Source organism: Klebsiella sp. K-3, from assembly GCF_051207495.1.
Lineage (GTDB): Bacteria > Pseudomonadota > Gammaproteobacteria > Enterobacterales > Enterobacteriaceae > Klebsiella > Klebsiella aerogenes.
In genome coordinates, this window is record NZ_JBPNXF010000001.1 from 474768 (window position 1) to 493089 (window position 18322).

22 protein-coding genes are annotated in these 18322 nt (G+C 55.4%); 10 read left to right on the forward strand and 12 right to left on the reverse strand.

The window, feature by feature from the left end; all coding sequences use genetic code 11:
• Positions 1 to 89: 89 nt before the first annotated feature.
• Both modF and modE read right to left on the reverse strand, forming a co-directional pair.
• Positions 90 to 1565, reverse strand: coding sequence for a molybdate ABC transporter ATP-binding protein ModF (modF, locus tag ACSEMK_RS02280; protein ID WP_430914372.1), 1476 nt, complete (start codon positions 1563 to 1565; stop codon positions 90 to 92).
• Between the two features lie 67 nt (positions 1566 to 1632).
• On the reverse strand, positions 1633 to 2421 hold the full coding sequence (gene modE / locus ACSEMK_RS02285) for a molybdenum-dependent transcriptional regulator (protein WP_087860065.1): 789 nt from the start codon (positions 2419 to 2421) through the stop codon (positions 1633 to 1635).
• A 153-nt stretch (positions 2422 to 2574) separates the two neighbouring features.
• Between modE and ACSEMK_RS02290 the strand changes: the two genes are divergently transcribed.
• From ACSEMK_RS02290 to modC, 4 genes are all read left to right on the forward strand, one after another.
• Positions 2575 to 2724: an AcrZ family multidrug efflux pump-associated protein gene (locus ACSEMK_RS02290; protein ID WP_087860064.1), complete on the forward strand. Its 150-nt coding sequence runs from the start codon at positions 2575 to 2577 to the stop codon at positions 2722 to 2724.
• Positions 2725 to 2851: 127 nt separating this feature from the next.
• Positions 2852 to 3628: a molybdate ABC transporter substrate-binding protein gene (gene modA / locus ACSEMK_RS02295; RefSeq protein WP_087860063.1), complete on the forward strand. Its 777-nt coding sequence runs from the start codon at positions 2852 to 2854 to the stop codon at positions 3626 to 3628.
• Entirely contained in the window at positions 3625 to 4314 is a 690-nt protein-coding gene (modB, locus tag ACSEMK_RS02300) for a molybdate ABC transporter permease subunit (protein WP_015367643.1), read from the forward strand. The genes modA and modB overlap by 4 nt, the downstream gene beginning before the upstream one ends.
• A gap of 2 nt (positions 4315 to 4316) precedes the next feature.
• Positions 4317 to 5375 (forward strand): molybdenum ABC transporter ATP-binding protein ModC, encoded by a 1059-nt coding sequence (gene modC, locus ACSEMK_RS02305; RefSeq protein WP_430914371.1) that lies wholly within the window; start codon positions 4317 to 4319, stop codon positions 5373 to 5375.
• Here the strand turns inward: modC and ACSEMK_RS02310 are convergent, their stop codons facing one another.
• The gene (locus ACSEMK_RS02310; protein WP_213317975.1) at positions 5376 to 6194 is read right to left on the reverse strand and encodes a pyridoxal phosphatase; all 819 of its coding nucleotides are present in this window, start codon (positions 6192 to 6194) and stop codon (positions 5376 to 5378) included. It lies immediately after the preceding gene.
• A 184-nt stretch (positions 6195 to 6378) separates the two neighbouring features.
• Here ACSEMK_RS02310 and pgl point away from each other — a divergent pair, with 184 nt between their 5' ends.
• The gene (gene pgl / locus ACSEMK_RS02315) at positions 6379 to 7374 is read left to right on the forward strand and encodes a 6-phosphogluconolactonase (protein WP_087860060.1); all 996 of its coding nucleotides are present in this window, start codon (positions 6379 to 6381) and stop codon (positions 7372 to 7374) included.
• Between the two features lie 60 nt (positions 7375 to 7434).
• On the opposite strand, the gene ACSEMK_RS02320 is transcribed toward pgl, so the two are convergent.
• The 3 genes from ACSEMK_RS02320 to ycgZ form a co-directional block, all read right to left on the reverse strand.
• Positions 7435 to 7701: a biofilm development regulator YmgB/AriR family protein gene (locus ACSEMK_RS02320; RefSeq protein ID WP_015367639.1), complete on the reverse strand. Its 267-nt coding sequence runs from the start codon at positions 7699 to 7701 to the stop codon at positions 7435 to 7437.
• A 47-nt stretch (positions 7702 to 7748) separates the two neighbouring features.
• Positions 7749 to 8051, reverse strand: a complete 303-nt coding sequence (locus tag ACSEMK_RS02325) for a hypothetical protein (protein WP_171830086.1) — start codon at positions 8049 to 8051, stop codon at positions 7749 to 7751.
• 64 nt (positions 8052 to 8115) lie between these two features.
• Positions 8116 to 8361 (reverse strand): regulatory protein YcgZ, encoded by a 246-nt coding sequence (ycgZ, locus tag ACSEMK_RS02330; protein ID WP_087860058.1) that lies wholly within the window; start codon positions 8359 to 8361, stop codon positions 8116 to 8118.
• A 309-nt stretch (positions 8362 to 8670) separates the two neighbouring features.
• Between ycgZ and ACSEMK_RS02335 the strand changes: the two genes are divergently transcribed.
• Both ACSEMK_RS02335 and ACSEMK_RS02340 read left to right on the forward strand, forming a co-directional pair.
• A complete protein-coding gene (locus tag ACSEMK_RS02335) occupies positions 8671 to 9882 on the forward strand; it encodes a diguanylate phosphodiesterase (protein WP_113373884.1) in 1212 nt (403 codons plus the stop codon).
• A 156-nt stretch (positions 9883 to 10038) separates the two neighbouring features.
• Positions 10039 to 10773, forward strand: a complete 735-nt coding sequence (locus ACSEMK_RS02340) for a MerR family transcriptional regulator (RefSeq protein WP_087860056.1) — start codon at positions 10039 to 10041, stop codon at positions 10771 to 10773.
• Between the two features lie 53 nt (positions 10774 to 10826).
• On the opposite strand, the gene ACSEMK_RS02345 is transcribed toward ACSEMK_RS02340, so the two are convergent.
• A complete protein-coding gene (locus ACSEMK_RS02345; protein ID WP_113373885.1) occupies positions 10827 to 11381 on the reverse strand; it encodes a helix-turn-helix transcriptional regulator in 555 nt (184 codons plus the stop codon).
• A gap of 28 nt (positions 11382 to 11409) precedes the next feature.
• On the reverse strand, positions 11410 to 11622 hold the full coding sequence (locus ACSEMK_RS02350) for a hypothetical protein (protein ID WP_113373886.1): 213 nt from the start codon (positions 11620 to 11622) through the stop codon (positions 11410 to 11412).
• Between the two features lie 391 nt (positions 11623 to 12013).
• Here ACSEMK_RS02350 and blc point away from each other — a divergent pair, with 391 nt between their 5' ends.
• Positions 12014 to 12547 carry an outer membrane lipoprotein Blc gene (blc, locus tag ACSEMK_RS02355; protein WP_087860053.1) on the forward strand — a complete coding sequence of 178 codons (534 nt, stop codon included), beginning with the start codon at positions 12014 to 12016 and terminating at the stop codon, positions 12545 to 12547.
• On the opposite strand, the gene ACSEMK_RS02360 is transcribed toward blc, so the two are convergent.
• The 4 genes from ACSEMK_RS02360 to ACSEMK_RS02375 all read right to left on the reverse strand — a co-directional run bounded on the left by ACSEMK_RS02360 (position 12544) and on the right by ACSEMK_RS02375 (position 15885).
• Positions 12544 to 13338, reverse strand: a complete 795-nt coding sequence (locus ACSEMK_RS02360; protein ID WP_430914370.1) for an anti-sigma factor family protein — start codon at positions 13336 to 13338, stop codon at positions 12544 to 12546. The genes blc and ACSEMK_RS02360 overlap by 4 nt on opposite strands.
• Positions 13335 to 13868: an RNA polymerase sigma factor gene (locus tag ACSEMK_RS02365; RefSeq protein WP_430914474.1), complete on the reverse strand. Its 534-nt coding sequence runs from the start codon at positions 13866 to 13868 to the stop codon at positions 13335 to 13337. Before ACSEMK_RS02365 ends, ACSEMK_RS02360 begins: the two co-directional genes overlap by 4 nt.
• A gap of 18 nt (positions 13869 to 13886) precedes the next feature.
• Complete coding sequence (locus tag ACSEMK_RS02370; RefSeq protein WP_113373887.1) at positions 13887 to 14426, reverse strand: tetratricopeptide repeat protein; 540 nt, start codon at positions 14424 to 14426, stop codon at positions 13887 to 13889.
• A 175-nt stretch (positions 14427 to 14601) separates the two neighbouring features.
• On the reverse strand, positions 14602 to 15885 hold the full coding sequence (locus tag ACSEMK_RS02375; protein WP_087860050.1) for a putative acyl-CoA thioester hydrolase: 1284 nt from the start codon (positions 15883 to 15885) through the stop codon (positions 14602 to 14604).
• Positions 15886 to 16098: 213 nt separating this feature from the next.
• Here ACSEMK_RS02375 and hutI point away from each other — a divergent pair, with 213 nt between their 5' ends.
• A complete protein-coding gene (gene hutI, locus ACSEMK_RS02380) occupies positions 16099 to 17358 on the forward strand; it encodes an imidazolonepropionase (protein WP_271032783.1) in 1260 nt (419 codons plus the stop codon).
• Positions 17355 to 18311, forward strand: a complete 957-nt coding sequence (gene hutG, locus ACSEMK_RS02385) for a formimidoylglutamase (protein WP_113373889.1) — start codon at positions 17355 to 17357, stop codon at positions 18309 to 18311. The genes hutI and hutG overlap by 4 nt, the downstream gene beginning before the upstream one ends.
• The last annotated feature ends 11 nt before the right edge of the window (positions 18312 to 18322 follow it).

Here is an 18322-nt window from a genome sequence, read left to right on the forward strand (position 1 = left end):
TTAGGTAATTATTTATAAAACAGTGTGTTGTAGTGGTTTTTGGTTATTTCTCTGAAAAAATACAGGGATCCGCAGACCCCTGTATAGCGCTATTCCGCCAGCGCGCCGAGACGGTAAGTGTAACCGTCTCCACTGCGAATGAACTCCAGACGGTGAGTGATGCAGTCAGGGGCATCTTCGGCGTGATGCGATACAAACAGCAGCTGCGTGGCCCCTTCGCTAATCAAAACATCAACAAAACGACGTACCAGTTGACGATTCAGCGGATCCAGCCCCTGTAACGGTTCGTCGAGTATCAGTAGAGTCGGATGTTTAACCAGCGCGCGAACGATCAGCGCCAGCCGCTGCTGTCCCCACGACAAACTATGAAACGGGGCGTCGGCGGTGCGTTTATCAATGCCGAGAATATCCAGCCAGCGCTGGACCAGCTTGTGCTGCTTATCAGAGACCGCCTGATAAATGCCTATCGAATCAAAGTAGCCGGAAAGGATCACGTTACGCACGTTTGTGCTGACGCGGTATTCCAGATGCAGGCTGCTGCTGACATAGCCAATATGTTTTTTGATGTCCCAGATGGTCTCGCCGCTGCCGCGACGGCGGCCAAAGAGCGTCAGGTCGTTGCTGTAACCCTGCGGATGGTCACCGGTGATCAGGCTTAGCAATGTGGATTTTCCCGCGCCGTTAGGGCCGACAATTTGCCAGTGTTCGCCGGGGTTCACCGTCCAGCTTAGCTGGTTGATGATCGCTTTATCGTTATACGACACCGTGCCGTCGTTAAGAACGATAAGTGGAGCGTTCTCTGCTAAGTCATGCCGTGCGGCGGGGGCATCCGGTTCAGGTAGCGTCATACCGGCCAGTTTTTCGCTATGCGCCAGTTGGGCAACCAGCGCCTGCTGTAATAACGCCTGTTTCTCGCCGGTTTCGCTCAGCGTGCAATCCGCCAGCACGCCGGCATATTCAATGAATTCCGGGATTTCATCAAAGCGGTTGAGTACCAGTACCAGGGTGATACCAGCCTGATGCAGGCAGGCCAGCAGGTCGGCCAACTGTTGGCGCGAAGCGACATCCAGGCCATCAAACGGCTCGTCGAGGATCAGCAGATCGGGGTCACTCATCAGCGCCTGGCAGAGCAGCGTTTTGCGGGTTTCGCCTGTCGACAGATATTTAAAGCGCCGCGTCAGCAGGTGGCTAATGCCAAACTGCTCCGCCAGCCGGGCACAGCGCTCCGGATCGCGTCTTTCATCTTCGATGATTTCTGCGGTGGTACGACCGGTATCTTCTTCGCCGGGGCTCAGCATATCGGTGTTGTTGCGTTGCCACTCGTCGCTGACCAGTTTCTGCAGCTGTTCGAAGGAGAGGCGAGTAGTACGCTGAAATGCGCTTTCGCGCTGCCCGTTTAACAGAGTCAGTTCACCGGCCAGCGCTCTGGCCAGCGCCGATTTACCGCTACCGTTACTGCCGACGAAAGCCCAGCTTTCGCCAGCGCGCAGCGTGAGGTGATCGATATGTAATGTTTTGGTATCGCTAAGGCGAAACGTACCTTGCGAAATTTGCAATGATGACATTGTGTATCCCACTTTTTGCAGCGTTGTGCTTCAGGGATACGACTTCACGGCAATAAAGTCAATGCCATTAGCATAAGGTCGCCAGAATGATACGATCGGCATTGAAGTAAGCGATCGCCTGCGCGCCTTCCTGCAAACCGTCGGTTTGCGCCGTTGGCAGCGTGGCGCACAGGTTTTGCCCATCCGGCAACGCCATGATAACTTCGCACCGATCCGGCCCGCGTTCAATGTGGCTGATGCGCCCGGTAAGCTGGTTGTCCGCCTGCTGCGCTACGGCGTGGTCAAGCGTGATGCCGACCCACGGCGCTTTCAGCAACACCAGCACTTCCTGGCCTTCATCAAGCCCGAGGCGGTCGGCGCTTTGAGCGGTAATGGCGACTTTAAAACGGGTCTGACCGTCCGCCAGCAGCACGTCGACATGTTGCTGTACCTGCTGGTGGTCGCGACCGGTGATGGTGCCGAACCACTGGTTGCGGGCGCTGGTTTGTAACGAGAAGCGGGAAATCGCCGCCAGCAAACTGTCGAGGGGCAGGGCGTCATCGTCGCTTAACACATCGAAGGCTTTTTGTTGAATCTGCGCCAACAGATCGTATAACTGAATCAACCGCTGGCCATAGCGGGTCAGCACCGCGCCGCCGCCGCCTTTGCCGCCGGTGGCGCGGTCGACCAGCGACTGTTCGCTGAGCTGGTTCATTTCGTTGATCGCATCCCATGCGCTTTTATAGCTGATACCGGCGTTCTTCGCGCCCTGGCTAATTGAGCCAGTCCGATCGATCTGCTTGAGTAAGGCTATCCGGCGGGGATCGGCGAACAGGCGCTGCTGAAGCTTAAGCGTAAGAAGGATTTCGGCCTGCATAATCAATTCCTGACGTAAAAAGCGTATTGTGAACGATAGCGCCCATCTTGCAACAGGCATCTGCCGCGGCGGCGGCGAGGCACCGCACAAATGGGGCGTGTTTTTCCGGCTGAAATGGTTACAATGAAGTATTCGTACTATCTGGAGCCAACCATGTTAGAGCTGTTGAAAAGTCTGGTATTTGCTGTCGTCATGGTACCTGTGGTGATGGCGGTCATCCTCGGTCTGATTTACGGCCTCGGTGAAGTGTTTAACCTTTTCTCCGGCGTCGGTCATAAAGACAGCAGCCAGCAAAATCACTGATTCCCCAACGCCCGGTCCGCCGGGCGTTTTCTTTTGTACCGATCCCGATTCCCCCTAATTGACGCTGTGAAATTCTCACCATAGTCGTTATATTATCTACTACATAACGAATAAACAGGAGTTTCCAATGGCAGGTCAATGGTCGCGTTTTCTCACCGGAGCGGCATTAACGCTCTGCGTTTCTGGTCATGCGCTGGCGCAGGACGGCAAAATTACCGTTTTTGCCGCGGCGTCGTTAACCAACGCTATGCAGGATATCGCGCAGGCGTATAAAAAAGAGCATCGTGTCGACGTGGTCTCTTCCTTTGCTTCTTCCTCCACGCTGGCGCGGCAGATTGAAGCCGGCGCGCCCGCCGATCTGTTTATTTCAGCGGACCAGAAATGGATGGACTATGCCGTAGACAAAAAATCAATCGATACGGCTTCCCGCACTACGCTGCTGGGCAATAGTCTGGTGGTGGTCGCGCCGAAAGCCAGCGATCGCGGCGATATTGCCATTAATGATAAAACCGACTGGACCAGCCTGCTGCAAGGCGGACGTCTGGCGGTCGGCGATCCGGACCACGTGCCGGCAGGGATCTACGCGAAAGAAGCGCTACAGAAACTCGGGGCCTGGGAGACGCTGTCGCCGAAGCTCGCGCCGGCAGAAGACGTGCGTGGCGCGCTAGCGCTGGTGGAGCGCAACGAAGCGCCGTTGGGCATCGTCTACGGCTCTGATGCCGTCGCCAGCAAGGGGGTCAAAGTGGTGGGCACCTTCCCGGAGGACTCGCACAAAAAAGTCGAGTATCCGCTGGCTATCGTTGATGGGCATAAAAATGCTACCGTAACCGCGTTTTACGACTACCTCAAAGGCCCGGAAGCCTCGGCTATCTTTAAACGTTACGGATTCACCACACAGCAATGATTTTAAGCGATCCCGAATGGCAGGCGGTACTGCTGAGCCTGAAAGTTTCATCCCTGGCGGTGGTTTGCAGCTTACCTTTTGGGATCTTTTTCGCCTGGCTGCTGGTGCGCCGCCATTTTCCCGGCAAAGCGTTACTCGATAGCATTATACATTTACCGCTGGTGCTGCCGCCGGTGGTGGTCGGCTATCTGTTGCTGATTTCCATGGGGCGACGCGGCTTTATCGGTAGTTGGTTATATGATTGGTTTGGTCTGACTTTCGCCTTCAGCTGGCGGGGGGCGGTGCTGGCGGCGGCGGTGATGTCATTTCCGCTGATGGTGCGGGCGATACGCCTCGCCCTTGAAGGGGTGGACGTGAAGCTTGAACAGGCGGCGCGCACCCTCGGGGCTAATCGCTGGCGGGTATTTTTCACCATCACGCTGCCGTTGACCCTGCCGGGCATTATTGTCGGCACGGTGTTGGCCTTCGCCCGTTCGCTGGGGGAGTTTGGCGCGACGATCACCTTTGTCTCAAACATTCCTGGCGAAACGCGCACCATTCCTTCCGCGATGTATACCCTGATTCAAACGCCCGGCAGCGAAGGCGCCGCCGCGCGGTTATGCATCATCTCTATTGTTCTGGCGCTGGTATCGCTGCTGGTGTCCGAATGGCTGGCGCGTCTTAGCCGTAAGCGGATGGGAAAATAACTATGCTGGAGCTCGATTTTAGCCAGACGTTGGGCAATCACTGCCTCGAAGTGCATGAAACCCTTCCCGCCAGCGGCATCACCGCTATTTTCGGCGTCTCAGGCGCGGGCAAAACCTCACTGATTAATGCTATCAGCGGGCTGACGCAGCCGCAGCAGGGGCGCATTGTGCTCAATGGCCGGGTGCTCAATGACGCGCGACAGCGCATCTGCCTGGCGCCGGAGAAGCGGCGTATCGGTTATGTGTTTCAGGACGCGCGGCTGTTTCCGCACTATAAAGTGCGCGGCAACCTGAAATATGGGATGGCTAAAAGCATGGCCGCGCAATTTGACAAGCTGGTGGCGTTATTGGGCATTGAGCATCTGCTCGAACGGCTGCCCGGTAGTTTGTCCGGCGGCGAAAAACAGCGGGTGGCGATTGGCCGCGCCCTGTTGACCGCGCCGGAATTGCTGCTGCTGGATGAGCCGCTGGCCTCGCTGGATATTCCGCGAAAGCGCGAATTACTCCCCTATTTACAGCGGCTGGCACGCGAGATCCATATCCCGATGCTGTATGTCAGCCACTCGCTGGATGAAATTCAGCACCTGGCCGATAACGTGCTGGTGCTGGAAGCGGGAAAAGTGAAGGCGTTTGGCGATCTCGAAACGGTGTGGAGCAGCAGCGTGATGCATCCATGGCTGCCGCAGGAGCAGCAGAGCACGATTCTTAACGTCTCGGTGATCGCGCAGCATCCGCAGTATGCAATGACCGCGCTGGCGCTGGGCGATCAGCAACTATGGGTTAATCATTTGGCGCGAGAGCCGGGCGAAGCGGCGCGTGTTCGCATTCAGGCGTCGGATGTGTCGCTGGTGCTGGAGCACCCGCGACAGACCAGTATCCGTAATATCCTGCGCGCGCAGGTTGTTGGTTGCGTGGAAACCAACGGCCAGATTGAGGTACAGCTTACGGTCAGCGGCAGAACGCTATGGGCGCGAATTAGCCCATGGGCGCGGGATGACCTGGGCATCACCCCAGGTCAGTGGCTGTATGCGCAAATTAAAAGCGTATCGATCGCGGCCTGATTACAACAGATGGCGATTGATGAAGTCGGCGATGCTGGTGGTTTCGTTTTCACCAATCACCACTTTTGCCCGCGCTTTTACTTCCTCAACCGCGTTACCCATCGCCACGCCGGTCCCGACGGCTTCCAGCATGCTGAGATCGTTGTAGTTATCGCCAAAGGCGATAACATCCTGCATGGATAATCCTTGCGCGGCGACCCACTGCGCCAGGCGTTTGCCTTTGCTATTGCCGGCGCGGGCGATATCCACCTGATCGTGCCACGACCATTCGCATTCCAGGCCCAGATTCTGGCCGACGGTCTGCGCGAAGTCCTGTAGTTTCGGGATATTTTCATCGGTGAGGGCGAATTTCCACACCGCCTGCACTTCACGCGCCGCCTGGGCCAGAGAATCCACCTGGGTGAAAACCGGGCGCTGTTCAACCGGCAGCGACTGCGCCCAGTTAGTGGTGCGGATCACGTGACCGGTCGGACGCTCATAAAGCATGGCGTCATCAACGTACATCAGACCGTGAATATCGTGTTCGGCGAGCATGTTGGTGAGGCTGAGGGCTTTATCTACCGGCATCGGATCGGCCTCGAGAACCTTTTTTGCATGATAATCATACAAATAAGTGCCATTACAACAAATTGCAGGTGTATCGAGAGCCAGTGCCTGATAAAAAGGATGGATAGCGACGTGATGTCGGCCGGTTACGACGATCACCTGATATCCAGCCTCCCGGGCGCGAGCCAGCGCATCGAGCGACGCCGGAAGAATCGTTTTTTTTGAGGTCAGTAGGGTGCCGTCTAAATCGAGGGCGATCACGCGTGAGGTCATGTGTTGGTTCCGGTAAATGGTGAAAAAGGGTCTGCCATGATGGTACACGGCTTCGTCTCAGGGGCAAATTTTTCAGCATCTACCGTTAAAAACGTCTATACCATTCATCGTTGCGCCGCGCGCCGGATGAAATGTATAACGATGTCCACGAGCAGTTTCACGAGCAGTGAGGAAAGGAGTAGTCATGAAACAAACCGTATATACCGCCAGCCCGGAGAGCCATCAGATTCACGTCTGGAGCCTCAATGCTGAGGGAAATCTGACATTGGTTCAGGTTGTTGATGCCCCGGGCCAGGTGCAGCCGATGGTGGTAAGCCCGAACAAAGAGTATCTCTATGTCGGCGTTCGTCCGGAGTTTCGCGTCCTGGCTTACCGCATTGCGCCAGATAATGGCGCGCTGACTTTCGCCGGTGAAGCCGCGCTGCCGGGGAGCCCGACGCATATCTCCACCGACCATCAGGGCCGTTTTGTTTTCAGCGCTTCCTACAATCAGGGCTGCGTGAGCGTGACGCCATTGATTGACGGCCTACCGGGTGAAACGGTCACCGTCGTCGAGGGGCTGGAAGGCTGTCACTCGGCCAATATTTCGCCGGACAACCGCACGCTATGGGTCCCGGCGCTGAAGCAGGATCGTATTTGCCTGTTTAATCTGAGCGATGACGGCTATCTGGCCGCGCAGGAGCCGGCGGAAGTTACTACCGTGGAAGGCGCTGGTCCGCGGCACATGGTGTTCCATCCGAACCAGCAGTACGGCTACTGCGTGAACGAACTGAATAGCTCCGTTGACGTGTGGGAGCTTAAAGATCCGCACGGCAAAATTGAGTGCGTGCAGACGCTGGATATGATGCCGCCAGATTTCACCGGCGTGCGCTGGGCTGCGGATATTCATATTACGCCGGATGGCCGCCATCTGTATGCCTGCGATCGTACCGCCAGCATTATCACCATCTTCAGCGTTTCTGAAGACGGTAGCGTACTGTCTATTGAAGGCTACCAGCCGACCGAAGCGCAACCGCGCGGCTTTAATGTCGATCACAGCGGTAAATATCTGATTGCCGCCGGGCAGAAATCGCATCATATCGCGGTATATGAAATTGCCGGCGAGCAGGGGCTATTAAAAGAGAAAGGACGTTATGCCGTTGGTCAGGGCCCGATGTGGGTAGTGGTTAACGCGCATTAATTTGCTATTGATAGAAAAAAACCTCGCGCCGGCGAGGTTTTTTTATTCGGACTGACAGGCCTAAATATCATCCATCGTATAGCCGACGACAATTTCCAGCGTCTTACGAATCACATCCGCGGTAACCACGTTATCGGTGGTTTCCAGGGCATTGATCAACCATAAAATAAGCGCCTTATTGCTCAGATGCCCATCTGAGCTGAGGATACTGTCGATTGCCAGCGACATGACCGCAGATTCATCGACTAATTTATCTCCGGCGCTGCGGAAATATTCTGAGAGCGCTGTATCCTGCAGTCCTGCGTAAATATCTGATTGCTGATGCATAGTCTGTCTCATCATATTCTCACTTGTTTATTAAACTTGATCGGGGATCAGTGTATTTTTTTGCCCGTCGGTTCGACGTTACTATCCACAACAACGGCTCTGTTTTCCCACTGGCCGTTAATCTTTTTAATGACTGGCGCGTGATTGCCGCGCGTCGTGAGTCTGACGCTAATTTCATCAATAACGGCAATAATTGCATTCCTTCGCTGGTGGTTCGTTTCCGCTGCCTGCATTAACCGAAGTTTGACTAGCAGCGTCGGAATATTAATTGGCCGGTTTGTTTTAAGAAGAGATAAAACCGCCTCGCCGATAATCTCATCGCTAACCCGATCTGATTGACTGCTTTTCATCATCGTCCCTCTGCATGCCTCGTGTTCCTGTAAGCCAGGTCAGGTGCAGGCCGACAGTCAGCGTTTACTCCTGACGCTCAAACAGCAGGCCAATCAACGTTTGATAATGATCTTCTTCTTCGGGGGCTCGTGCGACGTCAAGACGGCTCAGTAACTTGGTGCAAAGCGCTTTGCGGTTTAAATGCCGCCCTTCGGTGAGAATGTCCATCACGATTTCGCCCAGCGTCTCCTGCTGAGAAGGTAAAGATGCTTTGTTGAAATACTGGGCTATCGCGTTCGCTGTATCTGGAATGTAACCATTCTGCTGCATATGCGCTCCTTTAATTTCACTCATCTGTTAACTGTGAGTAAACTTATACAATAATTTGTAACTTGTACATAGCGTGTTGCGCAATAAATCGCGTTTAGAGTATAGTCTATTGAAATTTATTGATAAATTTATTGTTTTTTTATTTTGTGTAAAATTGCCATGAGGGTTTTAAGCGTGACAATCTGTACAAGATTATGCGGCCAGGCGGCGTCGTGTGTTCAATTTTTGTTAATATAAATACTTGTTTCGCAAGACGTATCGAGCAGTAACTGCTACTGTGAATGCTTATACCTCTCATCTGGAACCGCTATGCTCACCACCATCATTTATCGCAGCCATATCTGCGACGATGTCTCATTCAAATCGCTCGAGTCGATGGTTGCTGCGGCTAACGAGAGAAATGGTCAGGCGGATGTCACCGGTATTTTACTTTTTAACGGCACGCATTTTTTCCAACTCATTGAGGGGCCGGAAGAAAACGTACAGCAAATTTATCGGCATATTTGCGCGGACCCGCGTCATTACAATCTGGTGGAGCTTCTGTGCGATTACGCGCCGTCTCGCCGTTTTGGTAAGGTCGGCATGGAGCTGTTTGATTTAAGGGAACACGATCGCGATGCGGTACTACAGGCCGTGCTGGATAAGGGGACGACAAAATATCAGCTGACTTACGACGACCGGGCGCTGCATTTTTTCCGTACCTTTGTCGAAGCGACGGAAAAAGAGAACTACTATGAAATTCCGTCAGCTGATAGCTGGGATTTTATTGCCGATGAGAGCTCGTTTTACCCGGCCGTGCCCTGTATCGACCGTGCTGAAACATGCTGTTTTGCTTTTCAGCCGGTGGTTGACCCTTTTGCCTGTGAAATAGTCTCCTGGGAAGCGCTGCTGCGTACCGTTGACGGAGAACCGCCTGCGGCCTATTTTGCCGGTTTGTCAGGCGATGAGATTTATGTCGCGGATTTGCAAAGTAAACGGGTTGCGCTGGCCATTGCTGGCAAATTAGGTCTGCGTGAACGTACCCTGACCATCAATCTGCTGCCGATGACGCTGGTGAAAGTGGCGGATGCGGTGCCATTCCTGTTAACGGAAATTCAGCGCAATGACCTGATTCCGGAACAGATAATTGTTGAATTCACCGAGCGTGAAGTGATTTCGCGGATGGATGAGTTTACCGATGCCGTACGCAAACTTAAGGGGGCGGGAATTCGCGTCGCTATCGATCACTTTGGCGCCGGTTTTGCCGGGCTATCGCTGCTGGCGCAATATCAACCGGATCGAATTAAAATCGACCAGCAGCTGATCCGCAACATCCATCGTGACGGGCCGCGCCAGGCTATCGTGCAGGCGATCATCAAATGCTGCCATTCACTGGAAATTGCCGTATCGGTGGTTGGCGTTGAGCAGGCGGAGGAGTGGATGTGGCTTGAGGCGGCGGGTATTTCTCATTTCCAGGGAAATCTGTTTGCCAGCCCGCGACTGGCTGGTCTGCCGGCAATCCTCTGGCCGGGGAAAATATGATCCATCCTGAGATAGCGTAAACGCACTTTCATCCTTTTTCCCGCACGCTGTGAGCTGCAACCTGATATCTTTATCTGTACAAGAAAAGAGAGTTGTACAGTATGCCTAAATTCGTTAGTTTAGGCGCTAAAGTATCAGGTTGAGATAAGGCGGCTTATGGCTTTTTACAGTATCGGTGAAGTAGCCGAGCGTTGCGGAATCAATCCGGTCACCCTTCGAGCCTGGCAGCGGCGTTACGGTTTGCTGAAACCGCAGCGTAGCGAAGGCGGGCACCGTCAGTTTGATGAAGAAGATATTCAGCGAATCGAAGAGATTAAGCGCTGGATAGAACGTGGCGTTTCAGTGGGCAAGGTGAAAGCGCTGCTGGAAGGCCAGCTACCTGCCGCACGCGATGAATCTGCCCAACTGCAGGAAGAGATGATGAGTATCCTGCGCTATATGCAGCCGGCAAAAATCCGCGCCAAAATCACCGCATTAAGCCATCAGTATCCTGTCGACACCCTGCTTGATAGCCTGTTTGCGCCGGTGCGCCAGCGGCTGAAGCTCGATCAAAACACCTCGCTGGTTATTAGCAGCATGCTGGATGGCATTTTGATTGATTGCGTGGCGCTGTTTTTAGCCGAGTCGCGGAAGAAAAATGGCAAGGAGACGCTGCTGGTGGGGTGGGGGAATGAAGACCGCACCGGCCTATGGCTGGAAGCCTGGCGCCTTTCGCAGCGTGGTTGGCACGTCAACGTGCTGGCGGAACCATTAGAATCTCCCCGCCCGGAACTGTTTCCTGGGCAACATATTTTCGTCTGGACCGGGCGCGCCGCCTCGCCGCTGCAGCTGGAGCTGCTGGGCCACTGGCAGGAGCAGGGCTTCAGTATTCACTTCCACGGTAACGAATAAAAAAACCTGCCTTGTAAGTGAGGCAGGTTTCTGTTTGCTTACGTCGCGCGTGCTTACAGATGGATTTGACTCCAGGACTTAAATGTTTCGCTACGGCTGATATTAAAGAAATCTGTCCTGCCGCTGCAGCCCAGTTTTTTTATCAGATTCAAACGGATTTGATAAATTGTCTTAATATGCAAGTTGAGCGAGCGGCCAATACTGGCAATGGCTTCGCCATTACTGATGAGCTGAATGACTTTCTTTTCTCGCTCGGTAAACTGCACCCGTTCACCAGGGGAGGTATGCGTTTTATAATACCGGGTGGGTTGATTGAGAAATGTTTTTAATTCTGCTGGCGTCGATCTGGCGGGAATGCGTAACATTGGCAATTCGCTGAGAAAATTAAGATCGTTGCCTTCGGTTAATAAAACAAAAACCGTCTCCCGGCGATTATATTTATGTTGTAATACCGAAAAATAACTGTCGCTGGTAAAAAAGACATACTTTTTACTGAAACACCTTTCTGGCAGCGTACGCAGAATGAGGCTAATGCCGCTCAGAAGATAGTGGTTGTCAATCCACAGGTCGTAGCGTTCGGAACAAATGTGCGTGTGTTTACTGAACATTTTGGTCTCCACGAAGCGGGTGGACGAATTAATGGTGAATACCGCGGCGTAGAATATCCAACGCCTGCAAATAGAGATCAGAAAGTATTTCATTACTTTCTGTTTGCAGTCGCTGGTTAATCTCGGTAATTAATTGAAGGTCATCAACTGTTTTATTTTCTTGCAATAAGCTATTTTCAATGTTTTTCAGCAATGCGCAGTTAGCAATAAACTGCACGGGAATTGTATTTTTGATGTGCATAACCCTGAATCTCCCACGCGAAAAATAAAAGCCGCTGGCGTAAACGATTTGCTCATCGTTTACGCCAAAACATTGCGGACAGGCAACGGTAAAGCAGGAACCACCTCAAAATAACCGCGGTATCGGCGCAGAGTGCTGACCCGAACGCCCGCGCAAAATCGAGCTACCCGTCAACTATAGACGCTCAGAACAAACTTGTACAAATTTCTGCGAAAAAATTTGTACACATTAAATTTTTATTTGCTGGGTTAAGTGTATTTTATTGATATTATTGGATTTATTTTATTGCGTCATTGTACAATTAGAGCGGTGAATATCTCTGAAAAATGACCGGTGCTCACTGCTCGGGGTTATACTTGTCGGCCAAGAAGGTGAAGAAAAAGGGAATGCGATGAAACTATGGCCAATTCTGACCGGGGTAGCGGTATCGCTGGCGCTAGTCGCCTGTAAGACCCCCACGCCGCCTCGAGGTGTCAAACCGATAAACCACTTTGATGCCAGCCGTTATCTGGGGCGCTGGTATGAAGTCGCGCGCCTGGAAAACCGTTTTGAACGAGGTCTGCAGCAGGTGACGGCAACTTACAGCATGCGTGATGACGGCGGCATTCGCGTACTTAATCGTGGATTTGACCCGCGCAACAACCGCTGGCGCGAAAGCGAAGGCAAAGCCTATTTCACCGGCGCTTCCACCACGGCAGCGCTGAAAGTCTCGTTCTTCGGTCCCTTCTATGGCGGATATAACGTGATCGCGCTCGACGACGATTATCAATACGCGCTGGTGAGCGGGCCAAATCGCGACTATTTATGGCTACTTTCGCGCACCCCGGATATTCCGACCCACATCCGACAACAATACCTTGCCCTGGCCGCTGAGCTCGGTTTTGCGGTTAACAAACTGGTCTGGGTGCCGCAGGCGAAGGCTTAAACTATCGCCTGCCGCAGGGTGTGCGCCGCATCGTTGAGCGCGGGCGCCGGCATACGGCCGATCAGCGCAAACTGGTAGCCGCCGTGGCGCCACCAGCGCAGGTTCATGCCCTGTCGCTGCTCATTTTGCGGCGGCGAGGCGGTTTGCCGGGCGGCGGGTGAAATACAAAGCGCGACCGGGCCGTAACCGGTATGCAGCCAGAGGATTTGCGTGATCGAGGTACTTTCGTAACGCAGCATACGGACCATTTTCAGCTCCGCCTCAGGCAAGGCGAGCTGCCGTCGTTCTAGAAACAGTCCTGTATCCTGCGCCGAACGACGCAGGCCACGGTCGAGCATCTCGGGTGAATTATCCACATCGGCCACGGTTTCCGCGCTATATAGCGACATGTACTGGGCTTCAAGACGGCGAATATTCTCGTCATCGTCTTCCTGCGGCGCAGGCCGCCAGAAGTAACTTGTTGCGCTACCGATAACCAACAGGCTCAGTGAGGCGCCGATCAGCGCGCGACGGCTGAAGCGCGCCTGATTTTGCGCTTTACTTTCCGACCCGGTGAGGTAGGGCGCCAGTTTCGCCTGTATCCGCGCCACGGGCGCTTCATCAAGCAGGGCGGCGAAAGCATGTTGATAAGGCTGATGATTATTCATCAACGTGGCGGTGCGGCTGGCGAGCTGCGGGTCGCGGGCAAAGGTTTCGCTAAAACGGCGGGCGTCCTGCGCGCACATTTCGCCATCAAGCCAGGCGACAATGGCCTCGTCCTGCCATGGTGGGGAAAAGCGAATAGGGTTCATGAGCGTTTCTCCTGCGCCGGGGGCGAAATCGCCGGCGTTTTGGCCAGCGTTTCTCGCGCGGCGGCTAGCCGACTCATAATGGTGCCAATAGGTACCGATAGCGTCTCGGCGGCTTCCTGATAACTAAACCCCTCGACATACACCAAAAAGACGGCATTACGCTGCGCCTCGGGCAGTTGATTAACCCGCAGCATCAGTTGCCGATAGCGCCACTGCGTCTCGTCCTGCTCGCCCGGCTCAGGGGCAGCCAGCTCCTCACACTCGACAAACCCCTGGCCGAGGCGGACCTGGCGGGCGCGCAGCTCTGAAATCCAGATGGAGTGCAAAATGGAGAATAGCCACCTGTCGATGCGGGTGTCGGGGGTAAACTGCGCGCTCTTTTCGAGCGCGCGAAGGCAAGTGGCCTGCACCAGCTCCTCGGCGACGTCGCGGTTGTGCGAGAGTACGAGGCCGTAGCGCCACAGGCGAGGAAGATGGGCGGCAAGTTGGCTATCAACGATACGGTTAGCGATGTTCTTATCCTTATTGATTCTGGCGAATCACGACTATCAGGATTCAGGATGTCCGTTTATTGCCGACTGAAGATCGCGGTACTCTTCGCAGCTTTGGCCGCAAATGTCGGCAATCGCCGCCAGCTGCTGTTTGGCCAGATCGGGGCGTCCTTTAACCATCCATGCTTCGCCAAGGTATTCGCGGGCTTTCGCGTAGTCTGGTTTCAGCGCCAGCGCCCGCTGATAATAGCCAATTCCTTCATCGGTTCTCCCGAGCTTACGCGTGGCGTAGCCGCGATAGTTCCACGCCTCAGGCGTATTGGCGTTGTGCAGCGTATCCAGCAGGTTAAGCGCGGCCTGATATTCCCCTTTTTTCGCCAGATGCCAGGCATAATTGGTTTTATCTTCATCGCTAAGGCTGCTGGTTTTCTGCGGGACGCATTTTTGGCTCACGCTGTCGTAGGCCTGTCCGCTCGGGCAATCCGGGGTTTGTTTGCTCGGGCTGTTATCGCCCATGGCCAACGCCGCCGGGGTATATAACAAAAATAGCAGCGCCGGAACGACTAAGCGCCTGATGGGAGAAATTTGTGCGTTCATGGTGACCTCCAGGTGGGCGAGAGACGCGATAAGGCATCGCGTTGCCGGTTCTAAGGAGTAAACGCGCAAGCGGGGGGATTTATTCGCCGTTGGCGAAAATTATTAATTGGCGTTGTGGCGAGAGTATGCGTCGATAAGAAAAGCCCGCGCTCGGGGGGAGCGCGGGCCGATAATATTACTGTTTCGGAGCGGCAACCACAAAGCTGCCCACGCCGCGGTTGTTATATTCCCACATGCGGTTGAAGCCGTTGTCGTTAAGGTTACGCTGCGGGTGGCCTTTGTCATCCTGCGCGCCAACGTTACCGCTGAAGGCGCGGTTAGAGCCTACCGCCGCCGCCCACGGTTGAGCAATGTTAAAGCCTTCATTGATGACGCTATCGCGGATTACCACCTGGCCGTTGCTGTTGCCGTCGACGTCCAGCGCGCGGCCCAGCTGCGCGACGTTATCGCCGGACGCGGTGAAGCGGCTGTTGGTAGCCAGGAAGCCGTAGGTCACGCTTTTCAGCGTTGCCGGCGCGAAAACGTAGGCTTCTTTCTGCGTACGCGAGTTCACGACGCGGAAATCGGTATTATCAAATACCACCGCGCCGCGGCCGGAAACGATATCCACATCGCCTTCAATATAGCTATTGGTCACCAGCGTGCGGGTTTGACGGTTGTCCTGCAGACGGTTCTGCACGCCGCTATTGGTCACAAAGAAGGTGTTCTGGCGGCCAAGAATGTTGACCTTGTTGATCTGCACCTGGTCGCCATCGCTGCGCAACGCCACCGCCTGGTGGGTACCGGCATCGACGCTATCGCCGAGATTGTTGGCGATAGTCAGGTTCTGCAGCTGCAGGCCATTGTTCTGCGACCAGAAGACCGCGGAACACATCACGCCCACGGTGGCGGCGGATTTGCTCTGGCAACTGTCGAACATATACCACGCGGGTTTGCCTGGCATATATTTGCCGCCCGGATTAACCAGATGACGCCAGCTATTACGGTCCATTTCGGAATCAATTGCTTCGCTGATTTTGACGTCGGCAGGGTTTTCACCGGTACCATAAATCGTCAGCGCGCCCGGCGCGGCAGGTACGTAGACGGTACCCGCATATTCGCCCGGCATAACGGCGATGAACAGGCGACGGGCAGAGTGACGGGCAATCGCCGCATCGACCGCGGCCTGAATAGTCGTGTGGGTCACGCCCTGGGCGCCCGCTGGGCCGACGATGAAATCAGGCTGCGCCGGCAGGCTGATAGCGGATGGCGTCCACGCGGCGGCATTCGGCGTCAGCGACTGGAAATAGGCCGCTTGAGTAAAGTTTTTCGCTTCATCGGCGCTAAGAATCGGCCGTGCGGTATTGCCCGGTGCAGTCTGCGTTGAGGGCTTTTGATCGGCAGGCGTCGAGCTACAGGCGGACAGCGTCACGCCGAAGGCCAGCGCCAGCGCCAGACGGGAAACGGAATATGTGTTCATGTTGCTCCGGGCGATAATATGCAAAGTTACATACCCTTTGTGCGCGACAGGGTATAAGTCCTTTAAAACCTGCTGTTTTATACTAACTTGAACGAAACGGGAAGATGCCAGTTCAAAAACTTCACTTCTTTACGCAACGCGAAGCGCTGACGGAACGTCTTTAGTCACAAAAAAATAACATTTACCCGCGCTTTTATTGACATTACCGGCGTTATGAAAATAAATGTCTATACAACCCATGACAAGTTGAATGCTATGACTGAAGCCACCTCTGAACTCGTTATCTGGCGAAACGCGCGTCTCGCCACCCTGAACCCTGATTATTCCCAACCGTATGGCCTGCTGGAGCGCCATGCGCTGCTGGTGCGTAATGGCCGCATCGAGGCGATCGTCGACGATGCTGATGCCCCGGCAGGGCGTCATATCGACCTCGAAGGCCGGCTGCTGACGCCGGGTCTTATTGACTGCCACACGCACCTGATTTTTGGCGGCAGCCGGGCGCAGGAGTGGGAGCAGCGGCTGAACGGCGTGTCGTATCAAACCATCAGCGCCAACGGCGGCGGCATTAACTCCACCGTGCGCGCCACGCGCGAAAGCAGCGAAGCTGAACTACTGGCGCTGGCGCAGCCGCGTCTCGCTCGCCTGCTTCGTGAAGGGGTGACAACGCTGGAGATTAAATCAGGCTACGGTCTCGATCTGCAAAACGAACGCAAAATGCTGCGGGTCGCCCGAAAACTGGCCGACGACAACGGAGTGGAACTGTCGGCGACGCTGCTCTCCGCCCACGCCACGCCGCCGGAATATCATGGCGACGCCGATGGCTATATCTCGCTGGTCTGCGAGACCATACTGCCGATGCTGTGGCAAGAGGGGCTGTTTGAAAGCGTTGACGTCTTCTGTGAAAACGTCGGCTTCAGTCCACAGCAAACCGAGCGCGTATTTCAGGCCGCGCAGGCGCTGGGCATTCCGGTAAAAGGCCACGTTGAGCAGCTCTCGTCGCTGGGCGGCGCTCAGCTGGTGAGCCGCTATCATGGGCTTTCCGCCGACCATATCGAGTATCTGACGGAAGAGGGTGTGGCGGCGATGCGCGAAAGCGGCACCGTGGCGGCCCTGCTCCCCGGCGCGTTCTACTTCCTTAACGAAACCCGCAAACCGCCGGTGGAACTGCTGCGCAAGTACCAGGTGCCGATGGCGGTGGCGACCGATTTCAACCCGGGCACCAGCCCCTTCGCCAGCCTGCACCTGGCGATGAATATGGCCTGCGTCAAGTTTGGTTTAACGCCGGAAGAGGCCTGGGCCGGGGTGACTCGCCATGCCGCGCGGGCGCTGGGGCGACAGGAGAGTCACGGTCAGCTGGCGGCGGGCTTTGTCGCAAACTTCGCCATCTGGGATGCCGAGCATCCGGTCGAGATGGTGTATGAGCCGGGGCGCGCGCCGCTCTGGGGGCGTGTGGTACGAGGAGAACTGCAATGATGCTGTGGCAAGCTACACCCGCCAACCTTTGGCAGGGGCGAGATGATAGCGCGGAGGCGCCCAATGCGCTGCGCCTGTTCCAGACCATCGCCCGCGCGGAACGCTTCGCGCCGCAGGAGATGCCCGGCGATATCGCGCTGCTCGGCTTCGCCTGCGACGAAGGCGTACGGCGTAATAAAGGTCGTACCGGCGCCGGACATGGCCCGGAAACGCTACGCCGGGCGTTGGCCAATATGGCCAGCCATCAGGGCCATGACCGCTGCGTAGATATGGGCACGATTAGCGTTGATGGCGAACAGTTAGAAGCCGCACATCAGGCGCTGCGCGAGGCGGTGGTCGCCTGTCAACGCGCCGGCAAACGCACGCTGGTGCTGGGCGGCGGCCACGAGACGGCCTTCGGCCACGGCGCTGGGGTACTGGATGCCTTCCCGGGCGAAAAGGTGGGTATTATTAATCTCGATGCGCATCTTGATTTACGCTTTGCCGAATGCGCCAGCTCCGGGACGCCGTTCCGCCAGTTGGCGCTGGAGTGTGAAGCGCAGCAGCGAGGTTTTCATTATACCTGCATTGGCGTCAGTCGGGCGGCGAACACCCAGGCGTTATGGGATGAAGCGGCGCGCCGTCAGGTGAATATCGTTGAGGATCTGGAGGTTCTGGAGGCCTTCGAAACTCGCGTGTTGCCGGAGCTTGAGCGCAATATCGCGCAATTCGACCGTCTGTATCTGACTATCGATCTCGACGTGCTGCCGGCGCGCGAAATGCCGGCGGTTTCCGCGCCAGCGGCGCTGGGCGTGCCGCTGGCGACCCTGCTGCGGATCGTCGAGCCGTTGTGCCGCAGCGGTAAGCTACAGGCGGTGGATTTGGTCGAGTTTAATCCGCAATTTGACGTCGACGGACAGGGCGCTCGCGCGGCGGCCCGTCTGGCATGGCAAATCGCCCATTGGTGGCGCTAGCGATCCGCGCT

Excerpts from the sequence above, each read along its gene's own strand:
- modF (WP_430914372.1), bottom strand. The coding sequence starts at position 1,565 with ATGTCATCATTGCAAATTTCGCAAGGTACGTTTCGCCTTAGCGATACC.
- modE (WP_087860065.1), bottom strand. The coding sequence starts at position 2,421 with ATGCAGGCCGAAATCCTTCTTACGCTTAAGCTTCAGCAGCGCCTGTTC.
- ACSEMK_RS02290 (WP_087860064.1), top strand. The coding sequence starts at position 2,575 with ATGTTAGAGCTGTTGAAAAGTCTGGTATTTGCTGTCGTCATGGTACCT.
- modA (WP_087860063.1), top strand. The coding sequence starts at position 2,852 with ATGGCAGGTCAATGGTCGCGTTTTCTCACCGGAGCGGCATTAACGCTC.
- modB (WP_015367643.1), top strand. The coding sequence starts at position 3,625 with ATGATTTTAAGCGATCCCGAATGGCAGGCGGTACTGCTGAGCCTGAAA.
- modC (WP_430914371.1), top strand. The coding sequence starts at position 4,317 with ATGCTGGAGCTCGATTTTAGCCAGACGTTGGGCAATCACTGCCTCGAA.
- ACSEMK_RS02310 (WP_213317975.1), bottom strand. The coding sequence starts at position 6,194 with ATGACCTCACGCGTGATCGCCCTCGATTTAGACGGCACCCTACTGACC.
- pgl (WP_087860060.1), top strand. The coding sequence starts at position 6,379 with ATGAAACAAACCGTATATACCGCCAGCCCGGAGAGCCATCAGATTCAC.
- ACSEMK_RS02320 (WP_015367639.1), bottom strand. The coding sequence starts at position 7,701 with ATGCATCAGCAATCAGATATTTACGCAGGACTGCAGGATACAGCGCTC.
- ACSEMK_RS02325 (WP_171830086.1), bottom strand. The coding sequence starts at position 8,051 with ATGAAAAGCAGTCAATCAGATCGGGTTAGCGATGAGATTATCGGCGAG.
- ycgZ (WP_087860058.1), bottom strand. The coding sequence starts at position 8,361 with ATGCAGCAGAATGGTTACATTCCAGATACAGCGAACGCGATAGCCCAG.
- ACSEMK_RS02335 (WP_113373884.1), top strand. The coding sequence starts at position 8,671 with ATGCTCACCACCATCATTTATCGCAGCCATATCTGCGACGATGTCTCA.
- ACSEMK_RS02340 (WP_087860056.1), top strand. The coding sequence starts at position 10,039 with ATGGCTTTTTACAGTATCGGTGAAGTAGCCGAGCGTTGCGGAATCAAT.
- ACSEMK_RS02345 (WP_113373885.1), bottom strand. The coding sequence starts at position 11,381 with ATGTTCAGTAAACACACGCACATTTGTTCCGAACGCTACGACCTGTGG.
- ACSEMK_RS02350 (WP_113373886.1), bottom strand. The coding sequence starts at position 11,622 with ATGCACATCAAAAATACAATTCCCGTGCAGTTTATTGCTAACTGCGCA.
- blc (WP_087860053.1), top strand. The coding sequence starts at position 12,014 with ATGAAACTATGGCCAATTCTGACCGGGGTAGCGGTATCGCTGGCGCTA.
- ACSEMK_RS02360 (WP_430914370.1), bottom strand. The coding sequence starts at position 13,338 with ATGAACCCTATTCGCTTTTCCCCACCATGGCAGGACGAGGCCATTGTC.
- ACSEMK_RS02370 (WP_113373887.1), bottom strand. The coding sequence starts at position 14,426 with ATGAACGCACAAATTTCTCCCATCAGGCGCTTAGTCGTTCCGGCGCTG.
- ACSEMK_RS02375 (WP_087860050.1), bottom strand. The coding sequence starts at position 15,885 with ATGAACACATATTCCGTTTCCCGTCTGGCGCTGGCGCTGGCCTTCGGC.
- hutI (WP_271032783.1), top strand. The coding sequence starts at position 16,099 with ATGAAAATAAATGTCTATACAACCCATGACAAGTTGAATGCTATGACT.
- hutG (WP_113373889.1), top strand. The coding sequence starts at position 17,355 with ATGATGCTGTGGCAAGCTACACCCGCCAACCTTTGGCAGGGGCGAGAT.